Genomic DNA, 25,883 nt, shown 5'->3' on the forward strand with positions numbered 1-25,883 from the left:
GTTGGAAACTCGCTCTAGGCCTACTTGTGTGTACACCGTAGGCAAGCGAGGAGGGAGCCTGATTTTTACGGGGTAAAGGTAAAAATAATATGGAGCTTCACATTTGCGATCGCTCATTTGAGAGGATCATCTAATTTTACAGATTCGTTTTCGGTAGTTTCGGTTTCAAACTGCACTTGTCGGTACAAATCCGCGATCGCTATTTCTACATCTACTGATTCTAGTCGCAATCTAGCGTTTAAATTATACTCTGATAGTACCCATTGCCCCTGTTGGTTGCGCCGAAATACTTCTACTAATGGTTGGGCTACTTGGACTAAGACATATTCTTGTAAGGTGGGCGATTGGCGATATTGGGCAAACTTTTTGCCTCTATCGGCTGCTTCTGTGGAAGGTGATAGCACTTCGATAATTAAGCAGGGAAATTGGATCAATTGTGGATTGCGATCGCGCTGATCGCAAGTCACCACCACATCGGGATAAAAATACTTCTGCCCTGGTTCTGCCTGCACCTTCACATCTACAATGTATACTTCACAGGAGCGTTCTGCTAGGGCATCATCTAGAATTTTAAAGAAATTTCCCGAAACTCGATTATGGTTGCGTGTACCACCGCTCATGGCCACAACTTCGCCATCCCAATACTCGTAGCGTTCCTCTTGGGTGGGTTCCCACAGCAGATACTCCTCTGCACTCATTAAAAGATCATCGGATAAAGCAACCATCGGCGTAATTGGGGAATGATTGACATTTATAGGATAGCGAAAACAGGGCGATAAGCTAATCTGCAATGGCTTGTTTTTTCTCTTTAATGGGTCGCCTTCCCCAAGGTTTTAGAACCGATATTCCGATGATCACAACCAGAAAAATAACTTGAATTAAAGATCCAATCAACACTCCTCTGCTATCAAAACCATAAATTTGATTTTTCAAGGCTTGTAACCCGGATTGTGCGGAGATATCTTCTGCAACATTTCCCCAAGGAAATAACCAGAATGTCCCAAATACCACTAATCCAGTGGTCAAAATCCACTTGACAATCACCCAGTAAAATTTGGTGAATCCATAGTTGGTCGTCCAGCAAAGAAACGTTGCTGTGATGACTGAACCAATTGCTGAAGGAATCACAATATAGTCATCAAGCAAATTAATCGCTGAGTTAAGAGCATAGAGCGCATCCCCGTTATCTGCGTTCCTGTTCCTGAGTGACAAGAGAAACATACTTAAGACTGTTCCTGTCCAAAGTGCCGCAAAAGCAACGTGTGCCGAAAGTAACCAGTTTTTCTGTTTGATACTCAGTTTTGGCATTTTTCTTCCTAAATTGATGTGTTGAACTGCAAACTTTACACATGAAAGCGATGCTTCCTCAGAAGCTGCTACGAGGCTATAAATAATTCATGTATTGATAGTTAATATATTAAGTAATTACCAAAAAAGCAACATTGAAAGGCGGGAATTTTTTAAAGAAGGTTGTGGACGATTTGCTCCAATATTTTCAATACAGCTTCTTGTTCTACCTCTGAGATGCCTTCAGTGGCTTTATTAATCGTTTCTGCACCTACAGATGGTAAGATTTTCATCAGCCGCTTTCCTTCGTCCGTGAGCCAAATTCGGACAATACGGCGATCGCCAGCATCACGCTCTCGATAAACCAGGTGACGCTCCTCCATCCGATCCACTACTCCGGTGAGGGTTGCGCCCAATTGCTTGAGCTTGTCAGCGATTCCAGAGGTTGAAAGACCATCCTCTTCCCACAAACAACATAAGACGAGGTAGTGAAATGGAGTCAACCCATAGGGTTCTAGCCGCTCTAGGAAATCCCGATACATCAACTGCGATACCAGTTTGACTTTGTACCCTAAATTGTAAGGCGCTAGGGCATTTTGCCATTGTTGCAGAAAATCAGCGTTTGGGGATGAACTAGGCATTTCAAAACAGGGTGGATTGCTCAATCAGAGAGTTAACATCTTAACTATTTTATGACGGATGATTAAGCTTTTGTAACTAAAAATACTCCTACAGCAATCATGATACAGCCAGCAATAATGTTGATGCTTTTGGTTGTTTTATGACTAATCAGCAATCTAGCTCTATCTGCCATGAATGCATACATAAGTTTTACACCACCTACGGCCACTGTAGCAGTGGCGATAATAATGCCGGTATCAAGATAAGATATTTCAGAAATATTAATAAAAGCTGGTAAAAAACCGATATAAAATAAGGTGGCTTTTTGGTCTGCTAAGGTAATAGACAGGCCAGCCATAAAACTGGAGAACAAAGAGGATTTAACTACTCCTTCTGTCTGCATATTTTTTGATTGTGAGCGACATAGCCCTATTCCTAAAAATATCAGATACGCTCCACCCAGGTATTTAATCAAGAAGAATAGGCTACCCATCGTTTCTGCGAGTAGGGACAAACCCCAAATGGCGATGATGATAAAAATTATGTCACCAAGCACTATACCTATGGTTGTGAAAACACCATGAATAAATCCAGATGTGGCTGATCTTGTACAGACGGTTAATACACTCAGGCTGGGAATAGAAGCCAGGACTACCATTGCAGTGAATAAGGCAAAAATCGTGCTAAATGTCATACTGCTTTGCTTGAGGGGGCGACCATTATTAATGCATTCGGTTAAAAACCATAAGTAGAGACTATCTTACTAGCATTTTATCTCTCAGATGTTTAATGCGATACCTAAAATTCATCTTTGGTGAGTATTGCTACTCCAAATCTGCCTCAGTCAGTCCAGCATCCTTCAAAATACTTTTTAAAGTTCCTTTCGGTAAATCACGATTACTATGAACTGGAATAGAAAGGATGACCTCAACACCCGTTTTTGCATAAATGTGATGGCTGCCAGTAATTCGTTTTAACTCCCAGCCATGTCTTTCCACAATCTTGCAAAGTTCCTTACCAGAAAGAGCTTTCATAGAGATAGTTCAACCAATTGTTTTTCTGGTTCACTCGTCTCGCGCTCACTAGCAACATCTAACCAACCTTGAACAGCATCTTGCAGCATTTCCAGCAGATGTTCGTAGCTGTCTCCCCAAGTGTGACAACCAGGTAAAGCAGGTACAGAACCGCACCAAACACCATCTTCCTGCCAAATCAAAGCTTTAATTTTCATAACCAATGCTTAAAAACTTATCTTCCTAACATTTTATCTCGCAGATGTTTAATGCGATCGCGCAACTTTGCCGCCTCTTCAAATTCTAGATTTTTCGCAGCTAATTTCATCTCTGCTTCCAATTTACCAATCAACTGGGGAATTTCTTCTAAAGGTAGTTCATTTATATGTTCATCAACCACTTTTAAATCAGTGGCATTTAAGCGCCGGGAAACATCTAAAAAAGATAAAATTGCATTACTTGATTTCTTGACAATCGGTTGGGGTGTAATGCCATAAGTCCGATTATATGCCATTTGAATACCACGCCTGCGGTCTGTTTCATCAATGGCTCTAATCATGCTACCTGTCATATTATCAGCATACATAATTGCTTGTCCCCGGATATGTCTTGCGGCTCTCCCAATAGTTTGAATTAAAGAACGCTCGGCGCGTAAAAAGCCTTCTTTATCTGCATCCATAATTGCTACTAAGGAAACTTCCGGTAAGTCTAAGCCTTCTCGTAACAAGTTAACTCCCACTAAAACATCAAATTTACCCCCACGCAAATCCTGTAAAATCTCAATCCGCTCAATGGAATTAATCTCGGAATGCAAATACCGGACTTTGATATGATGGTCTTGCAAATACTCGGTTAAATCTTCCGCCATGCGTTTAGTTAATGTGGTAATTAACACTCGTTCTTGGCGGTCAACTCTATCTTTAATTTCCCCTAATAAATCGTCAATTTGTCCTTCTGTGGGACGCACAGAAATTTCCGGGTCAATGACTCCCGTCGGTCTAATAATTTGCTCGGCAATATGACCTTCTGATATTTCTAATTCCCAGCTTCCGGGGGTGGCGGAAACGAAAATACATTGATTAACTTTTTCCCAAAATTCTGTTGCTTGTAACGGGCGATTATCCGCAGCACTGGGAAGACGAAATCCATGATCAATTAAAACTTTTTTTCTGGCTTGATCGCCGTTATACATTCCCCGAATTTGTGGGACTGTGACGTGAGACTCATCTATTACTAATAGCCAATCTTTGGGAAAATAATCAATTAAACATTCTGGGGGTGCGCCGGCTTCTCTCCCTGCTAAGTGGCGGGAATAGTTCTCTACGCCGTTGCAATAACCAACTTCTCGCAACATTTCCAAATCATAGCGTGTGCGTTGATCTATGCGTTGAGCTTCTAATAATTTTCCGGCTTGTTCTAATTCGCCTTTGTGCTGCTTTAATTCGGCTGCAATTTCATCACAAGCTACTGCTAATCTTTCCTCTGGGGTGACAAAGTGACGCGCTGGGTAAACATTGACGGCTTCTAAGCTGCGGATAATTTCCCCGGTTACGGGGTCGATATATCTAATTGCGTCGATTTCATCACCAAAAAATTCTACCCGGATAATCCGGTCTTCGTAAGCGGGACCAATTTCTAAGACATCACCCCGGACGCGAAAACGTCCCCGACCCATTTCTATGTCGTTGCGGCTATACTGTACTGATGCTAAGTCTCTGAGTATTTGCCGTTGATTAACTTCCATGCCGATTTGTAAAGGTATGGCTGCTTTGAGATATTCTGCGGGCATACCCAAACCGTAGATGCAGCTAATGGAAGCCACTACAATCACGTCACGGCGTTCAAATAGCGATCGCGTGGCGGAATGTCGTAACATATCTATCTCATCATTAATTGAGGCGGTTTTTTCAATATAAGTATCGCTAACGGGAATATAGGCTTCTGGCTGGTAGTAATCGTAGTAGCTGACAAAATACTCAACTGCATTATGAGGAAAGAACTCCCGCAATTCATTACACAGTTGTGCCGCCAAGGTTTTATTATGGGCTAATACCAAGGTGGGCTTACCGATTTTTTCAATGACTGCGGCGATGGAAAATGTTTTCCCTGTGCCAGTAGCACCTAGTAAAGCTTGGTAACGGTTGCCACTTTGAATACTACTAGTTAGTTGTGCGATCGCCTGTGGTTGATCGCCTGTGGGAATAAAAGGAGCTTGCAAGCAAAATTCTTTCATACATTTGTCATCAATAGCAATATTATTTTACGAAATTTTACAGTTTAAATTTACTTATGTAACAGTTTCAAAGATACTTATATATTTACCAGCTTTTTTAAGGTTACACTTTTTAGGTGTGGAAAAAAAAATCATTTTTCCTTAATTATTGTAAAATTCTGTTAATAAACTAGAGGTATCGGTTTATGAGTATTAGTAGCACTGGCGAAGAAATCGAGCCTCAACAACAGGATACCAAGCCGAAGGGGGAAAATACAGTGGAAGTGGAAAATAAGCAGGATAATAGTTTGAATACAGATAAAACCGAAAACAGTTCTGATCTACCCGTCAAGAAAGACGAAGGTAAGCTAGCCGTTGCGGGAATGCGTCCCATCGGTAGCAGTGATCTTCAAATTGCTGGAACAGTCCAAATTTCCGGAATCCGTCCGATTGGTGTTAGCACTTTAATAGTAGCTGAGACCGTTAATATTATGGGTCTCCGTCCTATCGGCGCTCATACATTTGAAATTGTTGACACTATGAACCTATCTGGTATTCGCCCCATTGGTGCAAGTACATTAGTAATTTCTGATAGCTACTCCTCTTTTGGTAATCGTCCAACAGCGCCTAATATTACCGATCAATCCGAACTTATGATGGGTTTTATCGATTAAATTTAATATTAATCGCTATAATGACAAACACCTGGTTATGTAATATAACCGGGTTTTTTATTGGTTATCAGTTATTTAATAATTGATTTGACCTGCTGTTGTAATCAGTCTTTTTATATAGATAGCTAATATACCTTATGGGGGAAGATAGCGGTGCGATGTTTAACCTACATTGGGAGGGTAAACACAGAGAACTTTCCAGGTTATCAGATTAATTGATAATTCTGAAGTTAATTCTTGATCTAATTAGGAGTGCAACATGAGCATTGAAGATCGCGCCAAAGCCACAGCGAAAAATATTGAAGGTAAAGCTCAAGAAGCACTAGGAAATATTACCGGAGATCCAGAAGATAAAGCCAAAGGTAAGGCGAAACAGGCTGAAAGCCAAGTGCGCCACGGTGTAGAAGACGTAAAAGATAATGTCAAAGAAATGCTAGATTAGCAATTTGCTTGACAACATCTCAAAGCTGGATAATCAGGTTAAGTGTAACTTTGCCAAGGTAGCTATTCTGACAATCTTGGCAGGATACTTTTTAATTTAACCCTTCAGCGCTACTAGTTAATAAATAAGATTATCTGTCTACCTGAATAAAGCAGCAATTCCTATATGAGTTATTGTAATTTTTAGGTAGGCAAATAAATTTTTATTACCAGTTATCAGTGAAGAAACCTAATTGAGTATAGTAGTGCTAAATGTGCATCACAACTGTTGAGTATTCAATGATTTAAAATTAAAAGACATTTTTTATAATTACATCTACACCAAACTGACTGAATTGATTAACAGTTAATTTTTTATGGATTGTAAGCATTTTAACCTGAGAGGTAAGCAATGAATTTGTTGAAGCAATTTCGCAAAATAGGGACAGTTCTTATATTAATTCTAGTGTTGACAATAACTACCGCTTGCGGTGGCGGTACTGTAACACAAGCTGACCGGACTACTACCCCAGCCATTGGCCGTGATGCAACTTATGCACAGCTAGAAAGAGGTAATACGCCATCGGGACAAAGTTTTGGTGATTGGATTGTACAAACATCTAGGGGATTGGTTCAGGATGCTTATATCCGGGATAATAATAAATTAGGTGTGGTGATTTCTCCTCAAGTTAGCCCTAAAGAGGTGCGACCTTTAGCAAAATCTTTACTTCAAGGTTTTCAGAAAAACTTTCCCGATCAAAACTTAACGGTGCTGGTATATAGTCCTGATAAAAAGTTGATTTTGACTACTCAGTACGACCGGGCGACTAATCAAGTTCAATATAGCTAATTTGGGCAAAGTCAAATTTTATATTGATTAAACAAGGAGTAAGTAAAGTGACAAGTAGTGAAGAGTATAGACGACAAATTATGCAGGATTTGTCTGGGGGGAATGCAGAATCTCTGGAGGATGTTTCCTATGAGAATTTCGATGATTTCGCCCAACGGACAACACCTGACCAACGTCGTCAGTTATTTGGTAAGTCTACTCCTGAAGTGATACCTTCTAGCCAAATGGAGCCGGAGTTACAAAAAGCGATCGCGCAAATCAAACCCAATGAACGGGATGATGTCGCCAGGGCTTTTTTCAAAGAATTTAAATCGAGAAATTTAGACGACAAACGCTTAGAACAACAATTAAACCTTTCCACCCGCAACCCTAACCGCATGACTGCTGATGATGTGAGTAAACTTGCATCTTTCGCTTATCACAACCACCCGGATGTTTTTCGTGAGGTGTTAGCGGAACAACCAGCAATTATGAAGTTTCTCAGCAATCCCGTTGTAGCCGGTTTAATCGGAGTTGCAGCAGCGAAGTGGTTCGGTAGTCGCAAGTGAGTTTGATTAATAAGCACTAATTAGGTGGGTAAAACCCACCTTTTTTTTATGCCTACTCTTAGGAACTATAGATATAATTTTTAGTGCGTGATCAGTGCTTAGATGTCCTAGATTAATATTCATCTTAATATGTATAAAATTTAATTTACGATAAATTCTATAAAAATATTACCATTTTATAGCCTTTCCCAGTCTAATGAAGTACATACCAATTTATTCCCTGTTCCCTGTTCCCTGTTCCCTAAAACTAAAAAACTTTGTACCTCACCAGCATGGGAACTGCTATAAATTCTTCATAAGCTTCAGATTAAATCGTTAATTTTACGTAAGTTTTATTTTAATAAAAAATATTTAGTCACAAGGGTTTTAAAGTATATTACGCAAAATTGTAGTATGATTAAAGACGTAAAAATTTCAATTAAGTGAGCCAGAAACATGAAATCTATTTCAGCTTTAGGCGTAGCATCAGCAGTGTCTATGTCTTTTTTGGCCTCTCAGTCAGTAGCAAATGCTGCTAGCATCATCAGAATTAACGAGGATGCCTTCACACCAGATGCCGGATTAATTACCTTTAGTGAATTACCATTAGATACAGTTAACCCTACTTATACACCAAATCTATATGGCGGCGGTCTTAATGCACCCACTGTAACATTCAGTGGTGTATTCCAAGGTCAGACTGTAGGTTTACCACTTTTTCCACCTGGAGCCAATCCTAGTGGAGTAGTGAATGGTACACCCACTGCTTCGCTGGCTCTCAATTCAAGTTCACCTGTAACAAGAATTACAAGTGACGCTGACAACCCAACAAGTCCAGTTTTATCAGGCACACCTGCATTCAATGGACCTGTAAGCGTGTTATTTGATATAGATATAGCTGGTGTAGGATTGGATGGTGGCTTTTTTGATGCCCCACTTGGAACTGCCATCACGGCATTTGGAAGGGACGGTTCATTACTAGGCTCAGTTACCAACACAGGACTAGGGATTGAATTTCTGGGCTTGGTTACTGACGACGGTCAGGATAGAATTGCAGGGTTGCAGTTCAGCCTAGTTGGTGCGGAACCAGCAGGTTTCGGTATTGATAATTTGCGCTTCGGGCGTGCAGGTCAAGTAACAGTTCCTGATACAACCCCTGAATCAGTGCCTGAACCCATGACTATGTTAGGTTCTTTGACAGTAGGTGCTTTTGCTTTAGCTTTCGGGCGTAAAAAAAATCAGCAAAAAAACTTACTTGCAGCAAAAGTCTAGTTTAGTAACAGCAAGTGAGATAGCAGTCCTATTTCACTTGTAAATAAATTCTGCTTTGAAAGTCTTTAGTAAGAGCTTTTTCCAACATTTTTGGGTAATTAAGAAATTTTAGAACCTTGGGTTTTCAACGAAACCAAGGTTCTCGGCTTTTAAGATTAAACTTTTGCCAATTCTGGCGCAGGACGCTTACTATTACGAATAGATGACACGGCTTCAGCGTAATCTGGAGCTTTAAATACAGCTGAACCAGCCACAATTGCATTAGCCCCAGCTTCCAAAACTTGCCAAGTATTATTAGCTTTGAGTCCCCCATCGACTTCAATCCAGGGATCTAGACCACGTTCGTTACACATTTGGCGCAATGCACGAATTTTGGGTAATACGCCGGGGATAAAGCTTTGACCACCAAAGCCGGGGTTAACGCTCATAATCAAGACCAAATCACATAGGTCTAGGACGTGTTCAATGAGCGCTAAAGGTGTACCGGGGTTAAGGACAACACCTGCTTGCTTTCCTAATTCTTTGATTTGTCCTAAAGTGCGGTGCAGGTGGGGTGAAGCATTATGCTCGCAATGTACAGAAATAATATCAGCGCCTGCTTTGGCGAAATCTTCTACATATTTTTCTGGTTCCACAATCATTAAGTGGACATCCAGTGGTTTAGTTGTCACTGGTCGAATCGCCTCCACAACCAGAGGACCTATTGTGATGTTAGGTACGAAACGACCATCCATAACATCAACATGAATCCAATCTGCTCCTGCGGTATCTACAGCCCGGATTTCATCGCCTAAACGACTAAAATCGGCTGATAAAATAGATGGAGAGATCACAATGGGCTTTTGAGATGGTTTTTGGGTCATGGTTAGTGGGTTTTAAAGCGTTTTCGTCTGTCATCATTGTAACAAAACTTTAGCAAATTCTGATAATTTTGATCCCAATCTGTTAAGGATAGAAGGTAATTGATCTTCTGTAGGGAAGCCAAAAAAATTATCTTGAGAAACAATGGAGTAGTCATCAGTAATAACTAATCACTAATAATTAAACAATGGGCAAAAAACTCAGCTGGATAATTTGGGGATTAAGTGCTTCTTGTTTAAGTGCGCCTGTACTTGCTTCAGCTTTAGAAAGTTCTTTGAATGCTCAGGGTATCGATGCTCTGAGGCTACATCAAGCTCCGTATAATTTACTTGGGCGGAAAATTGCTATTGGTCAGGTAGAAATTGGTCGTCCGGGAATGTTTGGCTGGGATAAGGCGGTCTCCCAAAATAATGCCATTTCTTTGGCGGGTGTGTTTATGCGGGATAGTCCGGCTAAGTCTAATACTGGTGTAGATTCCCACGCTTATAATGTGGCTGGTGTGATGGTGAGTCAAGATAAGGCTTTACCGGGGGTTGCGCCGAAAGCAAGATTATATTCTTCTGCTGTGGGTTCTGCCAGAGGTGTAGGACAACCAGAGCAATGTTTAACTACACAACATATAGCTACACAAAATAGTAATGATGTCCGTGCGATTAACTTTAGCTTTGGTGAGCCGTTTAGTCGTGATCCTCGTCCTAATCCGGTTTTAGATGGGAATGCTTTACTAACTTTATGTATTGACTGGTCGAGTCGCGTTCATAATGTTTTGTATGCGATCGCGGGAAACCAAGGAAGAGGTGGTATTCCTATCCCTACAGATAATTATAACGGAATCAACGTTGCTTTTTCATCCCGTCAAAAAGCTACTTTTAATAAAGTTGACGTTTCTAATCTGGCGGGGAGTAATCAAGGATTTACGGCGCGTTTAGCTGGTAAGGAGTTTAATGTAGATGGTCGGGGTTCTATTGGATTAGTTGCACCAGGAAGTAATATTCCCATGCTGAATCCAGATGGGAAGTTAAATAAAGTGACAGGAACCAGTTTTGCTGCGCCCCATTTAACAGCTACGGTGGCGTTGTTACAGGAATTTGGCGATCGCCAGATCCAGCAACAAAAACCAAATTGGAGTATTGATGCGCGTCAGCATCAAGTGATGAAGGCGGTATTGTTAAATTCAGCAGATAAGCTGAAAGATGGAGGTGATGGTTTACATCTGGGGATGACTCGGACGCTAATTAATAAACAAAATCAAGACTGGTTGGATTCTGATGCTTACAAAGATACTCAAATGCCTTTGGATGCTCAAATGGGAACGGGTCATTTAAATGCTTTCCGCGCTTATCAACAATTCCAGGCTGGTCAATGGCGGTCATCGCGGACTATTCCCCCTACTGGTTGGAATTATGACAAGTTAAATGTGGATTCCACTGTTGATTATGCCTTGGCACAACCTTTACAAAAGGGCAGTTTTGCGAGTATTACTCTCAGTTGGAGTCGATTAGTGGAGCTAAATGATCGCAATGAAAATCAGCGTTATGATGTGGGTGAAACTTTTAGCGATCGCGGCTTAAACAATCTTGATTTATACTTAGTTAAGGCAGACGCTCAAAGCTCAGATGCGCCTGTAGTTTGTGCTTCAGTCAGTGAAGTTGATAGCATCGAACATATATTCTGCCCCGTTCCTGCTACTGGCAATTATAAAATCCGTGTCCAGTTTCGTGAACAAGTCAACGAAGCTACCCAACCCTATGCTTTAGCTTGGTGGACTGTTGGCAAATCCGCCAATTAACCCAATAATTACTACCAGCATTTGACTTTTGCTATACGTCACCTATGGCTGATTAAGATTGTGGCACTACTTACTATCTATAGAGCATTATTTATCACTAATGTCAATTCCTTAACTCCTGATAATTAAATGTTCGATTTTATCCTAGAGGATGTACTATAGATATAGTGCAAGGAGTGCTACCACTTCACTGAATGTTTGTTACAAGTAACTCTGGTAATGCTTCGCTGAAAGCAATAGTGCAGTTTTGACCTGTGGCATCAAGCAAGTGAGATGGTATCAACTTTTACAAAAAAGTGCTTGAGTAACCTAAATTCTCAGGTGCTTTTTTGTGTATAAAAGATTAGTTTAAAAATTATGGTTGGTAAATTAATTGTATTTGAAGGGGTGGAAGGCTGCGGTAAAACTAGTCAAATGCAGCTTTGTTGTGAATGGTTGCAAAATTTAGGTATTTCTGTGGTGATGACGCGTGAACCAGGGGGAACGGAATTAGGCTTACATCTGCGACGAATATTATTAGATAAAGTAGAGAATCAACCAATTGCAGAGGTGACGGAATTATTATTATATGCTGCTGACAGGTCGCAACACGTGGAACAAGAACTGAAACCGAATTTAGCAGCTGGAAAATATATACTGTGCGATCGCTACACCGATTCTACCACTGCCTACCAAGGTTACGGTCGGGGTTTGAACATGAGCTTAATCAATCAACTTAACTTGATTGCTACAGGTGGTTTAGAAAGTGATTTAACTATTTGGCTAGATGTGGATGTGGAAGTGGGACTAGCACGAAAAAAAGGTGATAAGTTTGATCGTATTGAGCAAGAAACAATGGAATTTCATCGCCGTGTTCAGCAAGGTTACTCAGAGTTATCTGCATCTTATCCATCTCGAATTATGCGGGTTGATGGTACTTTAAGTCCAGTAGCAGTGCAAGCAATAATTCAGGGTATTTTGCGCGAAAAGTTGGAATTATGAGTTGATATCACGCAGAGGCGCAGAGAGGAGGAGGTAAGGAGATTTAACAGCGCTGTAATTGTGTTAACAAAACGACAATTTCATCCATTGATTGGCGCACAACTGTAGCAGGTTGTTCAGAATGATTGACAATTATACTAAAAGCTAAGGGCTGATAATCAGGAGAATTTACATATCCTGAAAGGGAAACTACACCCGTCATCGTGCCGGTTTTGGCTTGGACAATTCCCTCAGCAGAGGTATCACGCAAGCGATTTGTTAAAGTTCCACTTACACCCGCAACAGGTAAAGAAGCCCGAAAAAGTTCTCCTTGGGGTGATTTTGCCATAGCTTGTAAAGTTTGCACTAAGGCTTGGGGAGTAATTAAGTTTTTGCGCGATAATCCCGAACCATCTACTAATATATAACTTGTGGGATCTACTCCTAATTGAGTTAAAGTAGTTTTGACAACTTCCAACCCTGCATCAGCTGTGGTTTGATTATTTTCTACTGGTTGTTTAATAGCTAAAGTTCTTAATAAAGCTTCTGCATACAAATTATTACTATTAATATTTGTCTCCATTAACAACTCCGATAATGGTGGTGATTCCACTGCTGCTATTTCTTGTTCATTATTCCCACCAGTACCATTAGACATCTGACTCACAGAAATTCCTTCCCTCACTAAAGTCTGACGGAACTGACGCAAGAAATTTTGCACGGGGTCAAAAACTGCGATCGCTCTAATAGTAGGATTTGAATTGACAGCCATTTGTCCTTTAATTCGCAGCACTGGCCCCTTTAAGTCACGGCTAACTGCAACAAATCCTGATTCATCTTCATCAGTAGTCACAGAGTTATTTTCCACTCGCCACTGATATGCTTCCATAGGTTCATTCCACTTCAGTTGTAATGGTTTTCCTATGGTTTGGGGCGACACTGTAAATAGAGAAGCATTTTCATTGACAATTAAACTGTTGACTGGTGCGCCATAATAAAATGCTAAGTCTTCCCATTCCCAACTGGGATGAACAATTTCACCTTGAAAATAACTATCATCGGCAATCAATTGGTTAACTTGAGTAATTCCTTGTTGCTGTAATTGCTGGGCTAATTCTTGCAGTTGTGGTACTTTTAAACTGGGATCACCTCTACCGACTACACGCAAAATACCATCGCTATCTTGATAAACAGAAGTACGAATGCGAAAATCTGCACCCAGTTGTTTTAAAGCTGCGGCTGTTGTTAGTAGCTTAATATTAGAAGCGGGATTAAAGTATTTTTCAGCATCACGACTATAAAGAGTTTGTTCATCAGCCAGATTTTTGACTAAAACCCCCCAACGCACTCGCCTAAATTCCGGAGTATTGGTGACAGCATCCACTGCTGAAGGAAGTTGGGCGGGACAAATTGTTTTTGTGGTGGTGGGTGTTACAGGTATTTGTGCTTTGGCTGTTTGTTGGGTGACAGCAATTTGGGTACTCAGAAACAGCGACAGTAAGGCAATAGTGATTTTTTTAGACATTAATATAGTTCGTAATTTATATTTTTTTATGTGACAAAAAAGCAGAATATTTGTTCCTATGCTGTGACATATCGCACCTATAGCAAAAACCCAAATATCTCCGACTTCTACAAGAAGTCGGAGATATGAACCTCTGCTAAATTATTTGGTGGAAAATCCCTATAACTTAGTTCCACACTCGGAACAAAAGTTGTGTGTAGGCGGATTTGTTGTCCCGCAATGGCTGCAAGAAACTGGTTCTACTACGACTTTTGGGGGTTGTGCAGGTAAGCCAATCATTTGAGCGTTACTTTTACCTGGGGCTACCATTGGGTAACAGTTTTCGTCTCTGGTGACTCGGACATCCATCACAACGGGGCCTTTATGTGCTAACATTTCGGCGATCGCATCTTTTAATTGATCCCTTGTGCTAACTACCATGCCCTTAATACCGTAGGCTTTGGTTAAATGCTCAATATCTGGCATTCCTACTTCCATATTGGAGGATGAATAACGCTGTCCATAAAAGGCTTGTTGCCACTGGCGCACCATCCCTTGCCAGCCGTTGTTTAAGATTACGGTTTTGACATTAATACCATACTGTGCTAAAGTCCCTAATTCTTGCAAACACATCTGGAAACTAGCATCACCACTGATACAAATAACTTCTTCATCGGGGAAGGCTACTTTTGCACCCATAGCCGCCGGGACACCAAAACCCATTGTTCCCAAACCAGCACTAGAAATCCAGCGTCTGGGGCCATTCTTCAGGAATTGTGCTGCCCACATTTGATGTTGACCTACGTCTGTAGTATAAAAAGCGTTAGGTGCTTGGCGACCAACTTCCACAATTACTTCTTGAGGTGAGATGCTATCGAGATGCTGAGGTACTTGTAGGGGGTAGTCTTGTCGCCAACGGTTAATTAAATTCAACCACTCTTGATTTTTGTGAGGGATATTTTTAATGCCGGCTTCTTGACAGCGACGCAACAAGTCAACTAAAACATGGCGGACATCGCCGACGATGGGGACTTCAGGTACTCTGTTTTTACCCACTTCTGCGGGATCTATATCGATGTGAATGACTTTAGCATAGGAAGCAAATTCATCCAATTTACCAGTAACGCGATCGTCAAATCTCGCCCCAACGCAGATTAACAAATCGCAATCTGTAACTGCAAAGTTAGCGTAAGCTGTACCGTGCATTCCCAACATTCCCACAGATAGGGGATGATGTTCATCGAATGCACCGATACCCATTAAAGTTGTAGTAACAGGAATATTAAATAATTCCGCCAGTTCTTTAACTTCTGCATGGGCGTTAGATGCGATCGCTCCACCACCGACATACAATAAAGGACGGCTACTGTTGCGAATTAACTTGATTGCGGCGTTGATTTGCCGAGGATTTCCCTTAACAGTGGGACGATAACCCCTTAATTTCACGCTTCCCGGTGCAACGGGTACATAGTCACATTCTTCTAAAGCCACATCTTTAGGCACATCAATTAAAACTGGCCCTGGTCGTCCAGTGCTAGCGATGTGGAAAGCTTCAGCCACAATGCGCGCCATGTCTTTGGGGTCGCGCACGACATAGGAATGTTTAACTATTGGTAGGGTAATTCCGTAGATATCCGTTTCTTGAAACGCATCAGTACCAATTGATGCCCGTGGCACTTGTCCTGTCACCACAATCATAGGAATTGAGTCCATGTAGGCGGTAGCGATGCCTGTGACTAAATTCGTTGCCCCAGGGCCGGAAGTGCCAAAGCACACTCCTACCTTGCCAGTAGCACGAGCATAGCCATCGGCGGCGTGAGCTGCACCTTGTTCGTGCCGGACTAAAATGTGTTTAATAGCACCAGTTGCTTCTACTTTGTATAGGTCATCGTAAATTGGCAGGATTGCCCCACCAGGATAACCAAAGATATATTCAACTTCATGGCGGACAAGACTGTCAAGCAAGGCAAAACCACCAGTTTCACGCTTGGGCGCGACGACTGGCGATTGAGTCACACCAGACTGATTGTGATTTTCTGTTTGTGGGGGACTAGTTATGGATGGCAAGCGCACGGTCACGGTCAAACCTCAGACGATAGCTAAGTTAACGCGTCAATTCTGTATTTAGTATTCCATTTTAATGGAAAAACTGAATTTAATTCCGCTATTAAAATATAAAGTTTGACATAAACAAAGAATTGCTGTGATTTCGCAATGCAATTGCCCACGAAAAACCAACTTCATCCCATAATAGCTAATTATCATCCATGTCCTTCGACAATCTCTGCAAACTGCTATCAGAAAAACACCCTGAAAAATTCGCCAGTTGGGTATTAGGAACACCCCAAACAAGTGCTACAGTCCTGAAAACCGAATTGAGTATTGAACCCATCCGCGCCGATTACGTCACCTTTTTACAACTAGAAGGTAGGATCTTACACCTAGAATTTCAAACCAAATTAGAATCCACACCACCCCTACCTCTGCGAATGCTAGATTATTGGGTGCGGTTGTATCGGTTGTATCGCTTACCAATCACACAAGTGGTAGTTTTACTACTTCCACCTAAAGATGACATTGAAATTCCTACAGCCTTTACAGTGGAAAACACCAGACACGAATATCGGGTAATTAAGATGTGGGAGGAAAACCCCGAACCGTTTCTTCAAGACTCAGCTTTGTTACCTCTAGCATCTTTAACAGCCACAAATCAACCCCAAAACTTGCTAGAAAAAATTGTACAGCGAGTCAACCAAGTGGAGACAACACAACGACCGGAAATTTCCGCCTACACCCAAATCTTAGCAGGGTTAAAATTTAAGAAGGATTTGATTAGAAAATTATTTCGGGAGGGTATGATGCGCGAGTCAGTAATTTACCAAGAAATTCTCGAAGAAGGCGAACAGCGAGGGGAACAACGAGGACGACAACAAGGGCGACAAGAAGGACGACAAGAAGGGGAACGAAGTTTGGTTCTGCGTCAACTCACTCGCAAATTAGGAGAATTACCCCCAGGGATGCGTGAACAATTGAAAACTCTGAGTTTGGAACAATTGGAAAATCTGGGTGAGGCTTTATTGGACTTTAACACCTTGTTAGATTTAGAGGCATGGTTAGCCCATAACTAGAAATTTAACCCCAAGCACATTAGGGATTCTTGGGGTTCACTCGTAAATGATTCACTGGGTTTTAATATTGATGGCGATTAATCATTCTTGATTTCATCTCAATTTTATTGATATAATTTATCATTAAAAGTATGGCATTTTTGAATGCAAGAATAAATGAGGTGAAGGTGAAAGTAACAATAAGTGTCAATGATATTCAAGAATTTTTTCCCGAAATTCAGCGCAAAACTGGATTTAACTATCAATCAATAGCGAGCGAAAAAATCTTAAAATTCCCTGAAAAACTAGGTAAAGGATATATCCATAACTTGCATTTGCGTAATGGAATTGAACTATATTTTCAAAATTTAAACTTAGAAGAAGACTTAATTATTAAAGCAAATAGTAAATATTCATCTTTAGGGTTAGGCTTTTGTCTTTCAGGTAATGTTGGGGCTGAGGTTGTTGGTTCCAACATTGATCTCAGTTTAAGGGCTGGACGTAATTTATTACTTCGTAGCAATGCTTATAAAACAACTATGGAAATTCCGGCTAGACAGAATTTATTTTTAGTAGAGATGAGTATTGACCTCAAAATCATCCAATCTTTTGTAGAAGATGAATATGAGCAACTCTCCCCGGCTCTTAAAAGCGTGATTTCAGGTAAAGATTCTGGGCTGCATTCTTGGTCAGGACTAACAAATCCGGCTATGGAAATTGCTCTGCATCAAATTATTAATTGTCCTTATAAAGATTTGACAAAAAAACTTTACTTAGAAAGTAAAACTCTAGAATTAATATCCCTAAAGTTAGCTGAATTAACTGATAGTAAAGTAGAAACTAAAAGTTATAAACAATTACGACCAGATCAAATTGAACGAATTTATTTTGCCAGAGATATTCTAATTAGCAACTTAGAAAATCCCCCATCATTGTTATCTCTAGCTCAGGCTGTGGGTTTGAATGACCATAAACTGAAATTGGGATTTCGTCAAGTATTTGGCACTACAGCATTCGGTTATTTACATCAATATAAAATGGAGCGATCGCGTTTTTTATTAGAATCAGGTTTAATGAATGTCACAGAAGTTGCATCTGCTGTTGGCTACTCCAACTTTAGTCATTTTACCGCCGCCTTTAAGAGAAAATTTGGTATTAAGCCTAGTGCTTTAAAATCGCGCGCTTGAAAAAGCAGAATTTCTGACTTTGTGCGTTTTGGGGTAAAAAAAATCCGTCTTGGGGTAGTGAGCCGAATTTTAGCCATTTAAACTGGCAAACAAACAGCTTATCTGTATGTCAAGGTATCCATAATGAAAACTAAAGTTGATCTCGGAATTATCCAAGAAACATTATTAATTCCCCTCTGGGCGAGAGCCGCAGAACTACAGCAACAAAACCCCATTATTATAGATCCTAAATCCGCAGAAATTCTTGAATTAATCGATTATGACTTTGAGAAATTTGCAACTTCTCAAGATAGTCAAGTTGGGTCATGTATCCGAGGCATGATTCTTGATAATTGGGTACGCAACTATCTAGAAAAATACCCCCAAGGGACTGTAATCGAGATTGGCGCAGGATTAAATACTCGTTTTGAGAGAGTAGATAATGGTCAAGTGAGCTGGTTTGATTTAGACTTACCAGACTCAATGGCAGTCAGAAAACAGTTTTTTGCCGAAACAGAACGCCGTCGGTTTATTACAGCTTCTGTCTTAGATACAGATTGGATTGCGGGAGTTAAATCTGCTAGTAATGAACCTTGTCTATTTGTGGCTGAAGGTGTGCTGATGTATCTTTCTGAAGTGCAAGTTAAGGAGTTATTTGCTAATCTTTTAGAACATTTTCCTAGTTCTTCTTTCGCCTTTGATTCTATGTCACCGTTCATGGTAAAAAATCAAAAGCATCACGACTCGATTAAATATACATCAGCTAAGTTTGATTGGGGAATTTCTGATATCCACTTGATTGAAAAATGGAATCCTCGTTATCAAGTCACTGAAGTTTTCAGATTTGCGAATTTGTCATCTGAGTATTTGAGGCGTTTTTCTTTGAAAACTCGTTTCTTTTGTTATGTTCCGTTTTTGCAAGATTTTTATCGTTTGGCTTTAGTGCAATTAAATTAAAAATTTGTAGTTAAAATATAGACGCTGTTGGTTTTTCCTTCGATGTTCAAAAAGTATACTTCTGATGAGTAAGTTAAACGTAGTTGATTGTACTGGAATAAAAATCGAACTTACACAACCAGCAAACCGCATTGTGTGTCTCACCGCCGCCGGACTTGATATATTACTTGAACTAGAAATGGAACCTGTAGGATATCTGAAAAAGGGCGTTGCTTATCGACCAGAATTTTATGGTGATCGCGCCAAGCATTTTGTACCAGTAGGCTCTTGGATCGCACCCAATTTGAGAGCAATCCGCAGTCTAAAACCTGATTTAGTGATTGGTTGGGGATTTCCACATCGGTTTTATCGTCGCTGGTTGGGTGAGCAGATTCCACTTTACCTGATGGGTGGAACTGGATATAAAGCCGCTTTAAATCGTCTGCGTGATGTGGCTTTGTTAACTGAGCGTATTCCTCAATCTGAAGTAGCGATCGCTAAATTTCATAAACGTCTTGAGCAATTTCAGGCTTTTATTCCTACCACATCCCATAAAACAGTTTTATTGATGGGAGGTTCAACACTAAATCGTTTGAGTCATAAATTTATTATAGAAACAAACATCGGCACAATTGGTAGTATTCTTGAGCAATTTACTCACTATCCTTGGTTTGAGCCTACAGGCCATAATCGTGAACCGGGCTTAACTAATATTTCACTGCGACACATTTTGCAAGTCAATCCTGATGTAATTTTTGTGCAAACTTATTCACCTGCAAAAATTCCCTTATCACAACAACTTCGTCATCATCAAATTTGGCAGCAACTTCAAGCAGTACAAAATCAGAGAGTATATGAAATTGACGAATTATGGCATTTTGGTAACGGGACGCGCATGATTGGTTTCACCCTCGATAAGTTGATGCCAATAATTTATCCTGAATTGATCAGTAAAAAGTCTGTACTCTAAATTTTTTATGTTTAGGACTTATGCAAGAACTTTCTGAAACCCTCTTGACTTAGTATGCTGGAATGGTGGAATTGCGATCGCACTCAGCCCTACGAGATAATAACAACGCTTAATAAAACAGGTATCTATGATCAATGTCCTTCGACAATCTCTGCAAGCTGCTATCAGAAAAACATCCAGACAGATTTGCTAGTTGGGTATTAGGGACACCCCAAACAGGTGCTACAGTCCTGAAAACCGAATTGAGTATTGAACCCATCCGCGCCGATTACGTCACCTTTTTACAACTAGAAGGTAGGATCTTACACCTAGAATTTCAAACCAAATTAGAATCCACACCACCCCTACCTCTGCGAATGCTAGATTATTGGGTGCGGTTGTATCGGTTGTATCGCTTACCAATCACACAAGTGGTAGTTTTACTACTTCCACCTAAAGATGACATTGAAATTCCTACAGCCTTTACAGTGGAAAACACCAGACACGAATATCGGGTAATTAAGATGTGGGAGGAAAACCCCGAACCGTTTCTTCAAGACTCAGCTTTGTTACCTCTAGCATCTTTAACAGCCACAAATCAACCCCAAAACTTGCTAGAAAAAATTGTACAGCGAGTCAACCAAGTGGAGACAACACAACGACCGGAAATTTCCGCCTACACCCAAATCTTAGCAGGGTTAAAATTTAAGAAGGATTTGATTAGAAAATTATTTCGGGAGGGTATGATGCGCGAGTCAGTAATTTACCAAGAAATTCTCGAAGAAGGCGAACAGCGAGGTGAACAGCGAGGTGAACAGCGAGAACGAAATCTGGTTTTGCGTCAACTCAATCGCAAAGTGGGAGAATTACCCCCAGGGATGCGTAAACAATTTGAAACTCTGACTTTGGAACAATTAGAAAATCTGGGTGAGGCTTTATTGGACTTTACCACGTTGTTAGATTTGGAGGCATGGTTAGCCAGTAAGTAGAAACTCAACCCCACGAAAAATAAACTTTCTTTGGGGTTTGCTTGGTTTTCTATGATACAAGTATCGATAAGAGTTCAAAGAAATTTGTCAATGCTGATAATTTTGGCTAAATTACGTCCTGTAGAACTCCACGAGTGTTTTTCCAAGCCCAAATACCAACAGTTGCTACTACTATACTCATTCCCACTAAAACAGTTCGTAACCCCAAAATATCAGTTAAAGGTCCAGTAATTGCCAAGGGTGCAGATAAGGCAATATTGACGATATGATTTTGAAAGCCAAATACTTTCCCGTGCATTGTGGGTGGTGTGCGCTGTTGAATTAAAGTTTGCATCGGTACGCCAATTAAAGCTGCACCTATACCCAAAAAGGCACTTAGTCCTAAAGCTAGAAATAAATTATGAGTGAAAGTGAACAAGCCTAACACTAGAGACATGATCAAAAATCCTATGAGGGGTACAGGCTTGTGATGCAATTTATCACCCCAATGACCTAAAATTGCTGCCCCAAATACCATACCTACACCGGCGGCGGCTAAGAAAAAGCCAAATTGTTTTTCTTTCAAACCAAAGTCGGCGGCTAATCTAATGGTTAATACCATTAATGCGGCAAATACACAGTATAAAGTGGTGAGTTGCAGCATAGCATTCAAGATCAAACGATTTTTTGTCAGATAACCCAAGCCGACTTTAAAGTCAGTCCAAGGATTAATTTCTGTCCGGAGATTATCGCCAGATAATTTGTTTTCAGAGCCGAAGTTTATCGGCTGTACGGCTAATGCTGATAGTAAGTATAATCCACCCACTACAATTTCTTGACTACCTTGCCCTAAGAAATTTTTGGCGAAAGTTAATATTGGTTCACCAATGGCAAAACCCACTATTAAAGCTCCCATCATGGTGCTGCTATAAAGGGCGTTGGCGGCCATAAAATTCTCTTTTCTGACTAAAACAGGAATAGCTGCTTGCTCTGCGGGGGCAAAAAACTGCGCTAAGGTGGAAATTGCAAAGGTCAATATTAATAAAATAAAAAATTGTCTTGGTAAAAAGGCTATGAGCAGCATTAAGAATGTCTGCAATACATTAGCGCCAACTAAAATTAACTTTTTGGATACGCGATCTACAAATATACCACCGGCAGAACCGAATAAAATCGCTGGTAAGGTGAAGGCTAACATCAAAATTGAGTACATGGAGTTTGCTGCTAAACCCGGTGGTGGTGGGTAGTTCTCTAGTAGCGCTACCATTAAAACAAAGAATATTTTATCTCCCAACTGCGACAATAGCTGTCCCATCCACAGGAGCATAAAATTACGATTTTTTAGCAGGGCGCTAAATCCTTTGTTGACAGCAGCAGGTTCAGTGGGAAACATTTATATATTAGGAAGTGGGGTGTGAGGGAGTCAGCCAACTAATATTTTCGACTAATTTCCAATTGTTTAATCTTCACTCCTAGTGACTAGTTCTGTTTTCCGGATTAATTTTGTTGATAGCGTGTTAATAGCAGATGTAAAAATTCCTTTGCAGTCTGGGGAAGTGGGGGGCGAGAAACTTGGATTGAGGAATCTATGTACCAACCTTTGACTAATTGGGGCGATCGCCACATAGATAAATGTTCTACGGCTGGTTCTGCGTAAAAGTTTTCCGATCCACCACCTAATAGTGCAGAACTCCAATGGGTAAAATAGTCATGACTCATGCGATGTATGGGAAAGTTTCCCGCCAGTGGTACTCCCCAGCCATCTATGGCAATAAAGGCTATGACTTTACCGCCTAAGATTTGCCAAGCAGATGCTGCACCGATAGCACCCACTACACCGGCACTAAAGCTGATGAATATAACTGGCGATTTTAGCTCATGTTGCAGGCGATCGCGCAAAAATTGCAAAATATGAATTGATGATAAAGTCAATAAACTCTCACCAGAAAAAACCAGGATTTCCCCCAATGTCTTTGCAGTGAAGCCCTGAGAATTTGAAGATAAACATTCTGAGATAAAGTGTTCTGTCAGTCTTGCCTCATGCATACCAGGGCAAATAATTATACTCATATAAGTAACTCGCCAGGGAAATTAAGGATCATTTTAACCTCCTAACTGGTATTTGAGAATTGTTGAGTATTTTTAATGTTGGCATCAGATGTACCCAATAAAATTTTAGCGAGGAGTTTGTCTTGTTGGCTGACAACTTATGATATTTTCTCTGAAATACCGATAATAACCGCAGGCGATCGCCTCTGGTAAGCTTGGCTAATGCACTCTTTACAAATTTACCAAAAGCGTAGATGCTCACAGGATGATAGTCTGTGTATATTTAAATTAGGGTGACAGCAATATAAACAGAAAATGTATGTCTAATTATCAAGATGTGCTTGAGCAAGCTAAAAGTCTTACTCCTGAAGAACAACTAAAGCTAGTTGAAGATTTATCAAGTTCAATTCGTCAACTGGTGACGATGACACCTAAGCCAAAACGCAGCATTCTAGAATTACGTGGCTTGGGTAAAGACATCTGGAGTGGAATTGACGCTCAGGAATATGTCAATCAGGAACGTGATTCATGGAACGGTTAATTGAATTGCATGGAAAAGTCGTAGGTTTGGATACTGCACCACTGATTTATTTTATAGAGGAAAATCCTAATTATTTGGAAGTTGCAAATGCTTTGTTTGAAGCGATATTTCGGGGTGAGTTTAGTGTAGTGACATCAGTGATCACAATATCAGAAGTATTAGTTCATCCGTTACGACAAGGAAATGTAATATTAGCTCAACAATATCATGATATTCTCTTTAATTCCCAAGGTTTGACAACCATCGAAGTTTCTCCCATTATTGCTGAAAATGCTGCCCAACTAAGAGCAGATCATAATTTGAGAACACCTGACGCTATTCAGATGGCTACTGCTATTCATGGAGGGGCATCTTTTTTCTTGACAAATGATGCACGTTTACCTTCTTTACCAGGGTTGACGGTGTTGGTTTTGAATCAATTGATAGGTTGAGTATTGTTTAATGTTGCGATCGCACTCTTCATATTATCAAAGCGATCGCCTCTGATAAGCTTGGCTAATTGACTCTTTGCAAATTTGCCAAAAGCGTAGATACTCAGAGGATGATAGTCTGTGTATTGCGATCGCACTCTTCATAATTATCAAAGCGATCGCACAAGTGTTGATCTACTGGCTTCTATTTTAACCCCAACCAACCCCGCAAAGATTTCTCTAACTGGTCTGCATCAGCATCAGCTAACTTACCGATCACTTTTACAACCAAACTTTGATGCATTGTGTATAAACCTCTCTTAACTGCTGTAACCACGTTTAACCCTGCTGCTGTCCACTCAGATAAGACAAATTCACCTTCTAATAATGTGCTAGTTTTGCTTGTCAAAGGCGTGATCAGGATATCTTGAGAAATGTGTGGCGCACTTACCACAACAGCCGGTCTCACCTTTGAACTGGACAAATCTGAAAAGGGATACTTAACCAAAATGATCTCATTTTTAGAGTAATTGGGCATAAACATCATCCTCAGCGTTATCCCAAACCTCATCCAGTGATGTTTGACTAGCTTGAAGCCAAAATTCAGTTTCATCATCAGGAAGCAGAGTCACTAGCACTCTTGTTCCTTCAGGTAACTGTGCTGACTCCAGCAGTTCGATTTTTCCTTCCCGAACGGTAGCCCAAAGCGTTTTTAGCATATCCGTTTTATGAATGGTTATGTTTTTATTTTATACGGACTACGCCTAATGGCATTCCCTACACTTCTAAAAACAGTAATTTACTCATCTAATTCTGGTTTCTTACTAGAATCACCTTCAATAAGAAATTTTGACAGTTTATAATAAGAGTCTTCTTGATTTTTTTCCTTAGCTTTAACCTCATTAATAATTTTTTCTATTTCCTCAATTGTTCTAGATATGAGCAATTCTATTAGCTGATTTATTAATTCCGAGCGAGATTTTTTTGGTAAGAAATTTTTATCTAAACTTTCACATAATCTTCTAATTGAAATATTTTCAGTTAGAAGTTCTTTATTCTTCAATGAAGATTGAAATTGAATAATTAACTGATACTTTTCTGGTTCGTTATTTTCTAAATCTCTAAGTCTTTGGATCTTTGGTAATCCAGATGTTGTTTTACTGCTAAAAGCATTAGGTTGAGATTTCGTATCCCTATTAGAGGATAAATATTTAAATAAGTTTGATGTTACACCTTCTTTCTCCAATAAAAACTATCACTTGGCGAAAGTAATTCAACCACAAAATCAGGACAAATCGGGGGAAACTTTTCTTTTTGCTCCTCAGTTAAACTATCCCACCTTGCTAACTTTATCCAAGAAGCATCAGGAGAACGGTCTGCACCATTAGGCAATTTAAAACAAGTAGAAGAATCAAAAACTATACCCTGTTTATTTTGCTCATTCCAAATCCAAAGTTGAGCAGTTATACCCGCATTCTGATTTCCCGTTTCTCCCCCAGTAGGTGGCATGATAATTAATTCTCCCGTAGCAGTGCGTTCAAATTTCAAGTCGCGGTTTGCCTGACATAGCTGAAAAAACTGCTCATCTGTCAAGTCCACTGCTGGTTTAAGGTTGACGGTTAAAGCATTCATGGTGATATTCCAGATTAAAAAATGAAGGCAAGCAAGATGCCTATCCTAGAAAATATTAAGTTAGCTTGAAGATATTCAAAACCAGAAATGTTGAATCTCGTTACAAAACTTTACATATTCAGGTATAGTAGTTTT

At 40.2% G+C, this 25,883-nt stretch carries 30 protein-coding genes and 1 pseudogene; 14 read left to right on the forward strand and 17 right to left on the reverse strand.

Going from position 1 to position 25,883, the window contains the following annotated elements; translation table 11 throughout:
• Positions 1-113: 113 nt before the first annotated feature.
• From ACM0OP_RS17820 to uvrB, 7 genes are all read right to left on the reverse strand, one after another.
• A complete protein-coding gene (locus ACM0OP_RS17820; RefSeq protein ID WP_414529762.1) occupies positions 114-725 on the reverse strand; it encodes a Uma2 family endonuclease in 612 nt (203 codons plus the stop codon).
• A 55-nt stretch (positions 726-780) separates the two neighbouring features.
• Entirely contained in the window at positions 781-1,308 is a 528-nt protein-coding gene (locus tag ACM0OP_RS17825; protein ID WP_414529763.1) for a hypothetical protein, read from the reverse strand.
• Between the two features lie 152 nt (positions 1,309-1,460).
• A complete protein-coding gene (locus ACM0OP_RS17830) occupies positions 1,461-1,928 on the reverse strand; it encodes a MarR family winged helix-turn-helix transcriptional regulator (protein WP_414529764.1) in 468 nt (155 codons plus the stop codon).
• A gap of 62 nt (positions 1,929-1,990) precedes the next feature.
• A complete protein-coding gene (locus tag ACM0OP_RS17835) occupies positions 1,991-2,602 on the reverse strand; it encodes a LysE family translocator (protein ID WP_414529765.1) in 612 nt (203 codons plus the stop codon).
• Between the two features lie 130 nt (positions 2,603-2,732).
• Entirely contained in the window at positions 2,733-2,942 is a 210-nt protein-coding gene (locus ACM0OP_RS17840; RefSeq protein ID WP_414529766.1) for a type II toxin-antitoxin system HicA family toxin, read from the reverse strand.
• Positions 2,939-3,139, reverse strand: coding sequence for a type II toxin-antitoxin system HicB family antitoxin (locus ACM0OP_RS17845; protein WP_414529767.1), 201 nt, complete (start codon positions 3,137-3,139; stop codon positions 2,939-2,941). Before ACM0OP_RS17845 ends, ACM0OP_RS17840 begins: the two co-directional genes overlap by 4 nt.
• 17 nt (positions 3,140-3,156) lie before the next feature.
• A complete protein-coding gene (gene uvrB / locus ACM0OP_RS17850; protein ID WP_414529768.1) occupies positions 3,157-5,154 on the reverse strand; it encodes an excinuclease ABC subunit UvrB in 1,998 nt (665 codons plus the stop codon).
• Between the two features lie 185 nt (positions 5,155-5,339).
• Here uvrB and ACM0OP_RS17855 point away from each other — a divergent pair, with 185 nt between their 5' ends.
• The 5 genes from ACM0OP_RS17855 (at position 5,340) to ACM0OP_RS17875 (ending at position 8,876) form a co-directional block, all read left to right on the forward strand.
• Positions 5,340-5,807, forward strand: a complete 468-nt coding sequence (locus ACM0OP_RS17855) for a hypothetical protein (RefSeq protein WP_414529769.1) — start codon at positions 5,340-5,342, stop codon at positions 5,805-5,807.
• 259 nt (positions 5,808-6,066) lie between these two features.
• Positions 6,067-6,249: a CsbD family protein gene (locus ACM0OP_RS17860; protein ID WP_414529770.1), complete on the forward strand. Its 183-nt coding sequence runs from the start codon at positions 6,067-6,069 to the stop codon at positions 6,247-6,249.
• Between the two features lie 390 nt (positions 6,250-6,639).
• Positions 6,640-7,077, forward strand: a complete 438-nt coding sequence (locus ACM0OP_RS17865; RefSeq protein ID WP_414529771.1) for a hypothetical protein — start codon at positions 6,640-6,642, stop codon at positions 7,075-7,077.
• Positions 7,078-7,124: 47 nt separating this feature from the next.
• Entirely contained in the window at positions 7,125-7,625 is a 501-nt protein-coding gene (locus tag ACM0OP_RS17870) for a hypothetical protein (RefSeq protein WP_414529772.1), read from the forward strand.
• 435 nt (positions 7,626-8,060) lie between these two features.
• A complete protein-coding gene (locus tag ACM0OP_RS17875; protein WP_414529773.1) occupies positions 8,061-8,876 on the forward strand; it encodes a PEP-CTERM sorting domain-containing protein in 816 nt (271 codons plus the stop codon).
• Between the two features lie 155 nt (positions 8,877-9,031).
• Here the strand turns inward: ACM0OP_RS17875 and rpe are convergent, their stop codons facing one another.
• Positions 9,032-9,739 (reverse strand): ribulose-phosphate 3-epimerase, encoded by a 708-nt coding sequence (rpe, locus tag ACM0OP_RS17880; protein ID WP_414529774.1) that lies wholly within the window; start codon positions 9,737-9,739, stop codon positions 9,032-9,034.
• A gap of 185 nt (positions 9,740-9,924) precedes the next feature.
• Between rpe and ACM0OP_RS17885 the strand changes: the two genes are divergently transcribed.
• Complete coding sequence (locus tag ACM0OP_RS17885) at positions 9,925-11,526, forward strand: S8 family serine peptidase (RefSeq protein WP_414529775.1); 1,602 nt, start codon at positions 9,925-9,927, stop codon at positions 11,524-11,526.
• A 357-nt stretch (positions 11,527-11,883) separates the two neighbouring features.
• The gene (gene tmk, locus ACM0OP_RS17890) at positions 11,884-12,507 is read left to right on the forward strand and encodes a dTMP kinase (protein ID WP_414529776.1); all 624 of its coding nucleotides are present in this window, start codon (positions 11,884-11,886) and stop codon (positions 12,505-12,507) included.
• Between the two features lie 43 nt (positions 12,508-12,550).
• Here the strand turns inward: tmk and dacB are convergent, their stop codons facing one another.
• Positions 12,551-14,011, reverse strand: a complete 1,461-nt coding sequence (gene dacB / locus ACM0OP_RS17895) for a D-alanyl-D-alanine carboxypeptidase/D-alanyl-D-alanine endopeptidase (protein ID WP_414529777.1) — start codon at positions 14,009-14,011, stop codon at positions 12,551-12,553.
• A 159-nt stretch (positions 14,012-14,170) separates the two neighbouring features.
• Complete coding sequence (ilvB, locus tag ACM0OP_RS17900) at positions 14,171-16,069, reverse strand: biosynthetic-type acetolactate synthase large subunit (RefSeq protein WP_414529778.1); 1,899 nt, start codon at positions 16,067-16,069, stop codon at positions 14,171-14,173.
• Between the two features lie 188 nt (positions 16,070-16,257).
• Here ilvB and ACM0OP_RS17905 point away from each other — a divergent pair, with 188 nt between their 5' ends.
• The 5 genes from ACM0OP_RS17905 (at position 16,258) to ACM0OP_RS17925 (ending at position 21,137) form a co-directional block, all read left to right on the forward strand.
• On the forward strand, positions 16,258-17,118 hold the full coding sequence (locus tag ACM0OP_RS17905; RefSeq protein WP_414529779.1) for an Rpn family recombination-promoting nuclease/putative transposase: 861 nt from the start codon (positions 16,258-16,260) through the stop codon (positions 17,116-17,118).
• 131 nt (positions 17,119-17,249) lie between these two features.
• Positions 17,250-18,284, forward strand: a complete 1,035-nt coding sequence (locus tag ACM0OP_RS17910) for a helix-turn-helix transcriptional regulator (RefSeq protein ID WP_414529780.1) — start codon at positions 17,250-17,252, stop codon at positions 18,282-18,284.
• Between the two features lie 120 nt (positions 18,285-18,404).
• Positions 18,405-19,220: a class I SAM-dependent methyltransferase gene (locus tag ACM0OP_RS17915; protein ID WP_414529790.1), complete on the forward strand. Its 816-nt coding sequence runs from the start codon at positions 18,405-18,407 to the stop codon at positions 19,218-19,220.
• A 64-nt stretch (positions 19,221-19,284) separates the two neighbouring features.
• On the forward strand, positions 19,285-20,169 hold the full coding sequence (locus ACM0OP_RS17920) for an ABC transporter substrate-binding protein (protein ID WP_414529781.1): 885 nt from the start codon (positions 19,285-19,287) through the stop codon (positions 20,167-20,169).
• Between the two features lie 134 nt (positions 20,170-20,303).
• Positions 20,304-21,137, forward strand: coding sequence for an Rpn family recombination-promoting nuclease/putative transposase (locus tag ACM0OP_RS17925; RefSeq protein ID WP_414529782.1), 834 nt, complete (start codon positions 20,304-20,306; stop codon positions 21,135-21,137).
• Positions 21,138-21,243: 106 nt separating this feature from the next.
• Here ACM0OP_RS17925 and ACM0OP_RS17930 read toward each other — a convergent pair whose 3' ends face one another.
• Positions 21,244-22,509 carry an MFS transporter gene (locus ACM0OP_RS17930; RefSeq protein ID WP_414529783.1) on the reverse strand — a complete coding sequence of 422 codons (1,266 nt, stop codon included), beginning with the start codon at positions 22,507-22,509 and terminating at the stop codon, positions 21,244-21,246.
• A 104-nt stretch (positions 22,510-22,613) separates the two neighbouring features.
• The gene (locus tag ACM0OP_RS17935; RefSeq protein WP_414529784.1) at positions 22,614-23,186 is read right to left on the reverse strand and encodes a hypothetical protein; all 573 of its coding nucleotides are present in this window, start codon (positions 23,184-23,186) and stop codon (positions 22,614-22,616) included.
• 298 nt (positions 23,187-23,484) lie between these two features.
• Between ACM0OP_RS17935 and ACM0OP_RS17940 the strand changes: the two genes are divergently transcribed.
• Entirely contained in the window at positions 23,485-23,706 is a 222-nt protein-coding gene (locus ACM0OP_RS17940; RefSeq protein ID WP_089093321.1) for a hypothetical protein, read from the forward strand.
• On the forward strand, positions 23,694-24,137 hold the full coding sequence (locus ACM0OP_RS17945) for a type II toxin-antitoxin system VapC family toxin (RefSeq protein WP_414529785.1): 444 nt from the start codon (positions 23,694-23,696) through the stop codon (positions 24,135-24,137). Before ACM0OP_RS17940 ends, ACM0OP_RS17945 begins: the two co-directional genes overlap by 13 nt.
• Here ACM0OP_RS17945 and ACM0OP_RS17950 read toward each other — a convergent pair.
• The 5 genes and pseudogenes from ACM0OP_RS17950 to ACM0OP_RS17970 all read right to left on the reverse strand — a co-directional run.
• Positions 24,122-24,274, reverse strand: a complete 153-nt coding sequence (locus ACM0OP_RS17950; protein WP_414529786.1) for a hypothetical protein — start codon at positions 24,272-24,274, stop codon at positions 24,122-24,124. The genes ACM0OP_RS17945 and ACM0OP_RS17950 overlap by 16 nt on opposite strands.
• Positions 24,275-24,321: 47 nt before the next feature.
• The gene (locus ACM0OP_RS17955; protein ID WP_414529787.1) at positions 24,322-24,732 is read right to left on the reverse strand and encodes a type II toxin-antitoxin system PemK/MazF family toxin; all 411 of its coding nucleotides are present in this window, start codon (positions 24,730-24,732) and stop codon (positions 24,322-24,324) included.
• Positions 24,638-24,835, reverse strand: coding sequence for a hypothetical protein (locus tag ACM0OP_RS17960; RefSeq protein WP_414529788.1), 198 nt, complete (start codon positions 24,833-24,835; stop codon positions 24,638-24,640). Before ACM0OP_RS17960 ends, ACM0OP_RS17955 begins: the two co-directional genes overlap by 95 nt.
• A gap of 80 nt (positions 24,836-24,915) precedes the next feature.
• Positions 24,916-25,362, reverse strand: a complete 447-nt coding sequence (locus ACM0OP_RS17965; protein WP_414529789.1) for a hypothetical protein — start codon at positions 25,360-25,362, stop codon at positions 24,916-24,918.
• A gap of 5 nt (positions 25,363-25,367) precedes the next feature.
• Positions 25,368-25,748: pseudogene (locus tag ACM0OP_RS17970) on the reverse strand (Uma2 family endonuclease); the annotation flags it as partial.
• Between the last annotated feature and the right edge of the window lie 135 nt (positions 25,749-25,883).

Source organism: Nodularia chucula CCY0103, from assembly GCF_963923915.1.
In the GTDB taxonomy this organism is placed as follows: domain Bacteria; phylum Cyanobacteriota; class Cyanobacteriia; order Cyanobacteriales; family Nostocaceae; genus Nodularia; species Nodularia chucula.

Coding starts and splice junctions, on each gene's coding strand:
- ACM0OP_RS17820 (WP_414529762.1), bottom strand. CDS start 725: ATGGTTGCTTTATCCGATGATCTTTTAATGAGTGCAGAGGAGTATCTG.
- ACM0OP_RS17825 (WP_414529763.1), bottom strand. CDS start 1,308: ATGCCAAAACTGAGTATCAAACAGAAAAACTGGTTACTTTCGGCACAC.
- ACM0OP_RS17830 (WP_414529764.1), bottom strand. CDS start 1,928: ATGCCTAGTTCATCCCCAAACGCTGATTTTCTGCAACAATGGCAAAAT.
- ACM0OP_RS17835 (WP_414529765.1), bottom strand. CDS start 2,602: ATGACATTTAGCACGATTTTTGCCTTATTCACTGCAATGGTAGTCCTG.
- ACM0OP_RS17840 (WP_414529766.1), bottom strand. CDS start 2,942: ATGAAAGCTCTTTCTGGTAAGGAACTTTGCAAGATTGTGGAAAGACAT.
- ACM0OP_RS17845 (WP_414529767.1), bottom strand. CDS start 3,139: ATGAAAATTAAAGCTTTGATTTGGCAGGAAGATGGTGTTTGGTGCGGT.
- uvrB (WP_414529768.1), bottom strand. CDS start 5,154: ATGAAAGAATTTTGCTTGCAAGCTCCTTTTATTCCCACAGGCGATCAA.
- ACM0OP_RS17855 (WP_414529769.1), top strand. CDS start 5,340: ATGAGTATTAGTAGCACTGGCGAAGAAATCGAGCCTCAACAACAGGAT.
- ACM0OP_RS17860 (WP_414529770.1), top strand. CDS start 6,067: ATGAGCATTGAAGATCGCGCCAAAGCCACAGCGAAAAATATTGAAGGT.
- ACM0OP_RS17865 (WP_414529771.1), top strand. CDS start 6,640: ATGAATTTGTTGAAGCAATTTCGCAAAATAGGGACAGTTCTTATATTA.
- ACM0OP_RS17875 (WP_414529773.1), top strand. CDS start 8,061: ATGAAATCTATTTCAGCTTTAGGCGTAGCATCAGCAGTGTCTATGTCT.
- rpe (WP_414529774.1), bottom strand. CDS start 9,739: ATGACCCAAAAACCATCTCAAAAGCCCATTGTGATCTCTCCATCTATT.
- ACM0OP_RS17885 (WP_414529775.1), top strand. CDS start 9,925: ATGGGCAAAAAACTCAGCTGGATAATTTGGGGATTAAGTGCTTCTTGT.
- tmk (WP_414529776.1), top strand. CDS start 11,884: ATGGTTGGTAAATTAATTGTATTTGAAGGGGTGGAAGGCTGCGGTAAA.
- dacB (WP_414529777.1), bottom strand. CDS start 14,011: ATGTCTAAAAAAATCACTATTGCCTTACTGTCGCTGTTTCTGAGTACC.
- ACM0OP_RS17905 (WP_414529779.1), top strand. CDS start 16,258: ATGTCCTTCGACAATCTCTGCAAACTGCTATCAGAAAAACACCCTGAA.
- ACM0OP_RS17910 (WP_414529780.1), top strand. CDS start 17,250: ATGGCATTTTTGAATGCAAGAATAAATGAGGTGAAGGTGAAAGTAACA.
- ACM0OP_RS17920 (WP_414529781.1), top strand. CDS start 19,285: ATGAGTAAGTTAAACGTAGTTGATTGTACTGGAATAAAAATCGAACTT.
- ACM0OP_RS17925 (WP_414529782.1), top strand. CDS start 20,304: ATGTCCTTCGACAATCTCTGCAAGCTGCTATCAGAAAAACATCCAGAC.
- ACM0OP_RS17930 (WP_414529783.1), bottom strand. CDS start 22,509: ATGTTTCCCACTGAACCTGCTGCTGTCAACAAAGGATTTAGCGCCCTG.
- ACM0OP_RS17935 (WP_414529784.1), bottom strand. CDS start 23,186: ATGAGTATAATTATTTGCCCTGGTATGCATGAGGCAAGACTGACAGAA.
- ACM0OP_RS17940 (WP_089093321.1), top strand. CDS start 23,485: ATGTCTAATTATCAAGATGTGCTTGAGCAAGCTAAAAGTCTTACTCCT.
- ACM0OP_RS17945 (WP_414529785.1), top strand. CDS start 23,694: ATGGAACGGTTAATTGAATTGCATGGAAAAGTCGTAGGTTTGGATACT.
- ACM0OP_RS17955 (WP_414529787.1), bottom strand. CDS start 24,732: ATGATGAAACTGAATTTTGGCTTCAAGCTAGTCAAACATCACTGGATG.
- ACM0OP_RS17960 (WP_414529788.1), bottom strand. CDS start 24,835: ATGCTAAAAACGCTTTGGGCTACCGTTCGGGAAGGAAAAATCGAACTG.